General features: G+C 67.5%; 1 pseudogene. It reads left to right on the top strand.

The features are described 5' to 3' along the window. Positions 1-1,013 (top strand): annotated as a pseudogene (locus ACI3KW_RS23145) (hypothetical protein); the annotation flags it as partial.

Raw genomic sequence — 1,013 nt, 5'->3', positions numbered from 1 at the left:
CGATGGCGGGGAGTGCCATCGATGGCATGCTGTTTGGCGAGAAGGCCACGGCATCGGCCAATGATCTGCGACTGCAGGGCTCGTCCGAGGGCGGGGTGGTGCCGCGCCTTTATGGCTGGAGCCGGCTTGCGGGCAATATCATCTGGGCGCGCGAGCTGGAGCTGCTGGGAGATGGCGGCGGGGCCAAGGGCATGGGCCAGCCGCGCGAGGACGAGGTGGGCGCCAGCTTTGCCGTGGCCTTTTGCGAGGGCGAGGTGCAGCGGCTGGGGCGCATCTGGGCCGATGGGCAATTGCTCGATACCGAGGGGCTGACGCTGCGGTTTTATCGCGGCACCGAGGATCAATTGCCCGATGGGCTGATCGAGGCGACGCAAGGCGTGGCGCCGGCCTATCGCGGGATCTGTTATCTCGTGGTCGAGCAATTGCCGCTGAGCAAGTTCGGCAACCGCATTCCGCAATTGTCGGTGGAATTGTGCCGGGTGGTGGGGGAGCTGGAGCCCACTATTCGGGCGGTGACAGTGATCCCCGGCGCGACCGAATTTGGCTATGATCCCAGGCCGCGTGTGCGCGTGGTGGGGCCGGGCAAGACTCTGGGTGAGAACACCCATGTGGCGCGGGGCGCTAGCGACTGGACCTGCTCGATCGATGAGCTGGTGGCGCTGTGTCCGAACCTGGAACATGTGGCGCTGGTGGTGGCCTGGTTTGGCAGCGATTTGCGGGCGGGCAATTGCGTGGTGGGACCGCGGGTTGAGAGCGCGGCGCGCGATGTGCGCGGTGCCGCCTGGAGCGTGGCGGGGCTGGGGCGGAGCCAGGTGCCTCTGGTGTCGCGGCATGGCGCGGGGCCGGCTTATGGCGGCACGCCGTCGGATGGCTCGGTGCTGGCGGCGATTGCCGACCTGCGGACGCGCGGGCTCAAGGTGACGCTTTATCCGATCATCATGATGGATGTGCCGGCGGGCAATAGCCTGCCGGACCCCTATTCGGGGGCGGCTGGGCAGGGGGCTTATCCATGG

The organism is Devosia sp. ZW T5_3, from assembly GCF_044987315.1.
Taxonomy (GTDB): domain Bacteria; phylum Pseudomonadota; class Alphaproteobacteria; order Rhizobiales; family Devosiaceae; genus Devosia.
This window is presented reverse-complemented; position numbering and strand designations above follow the sequence as displayed.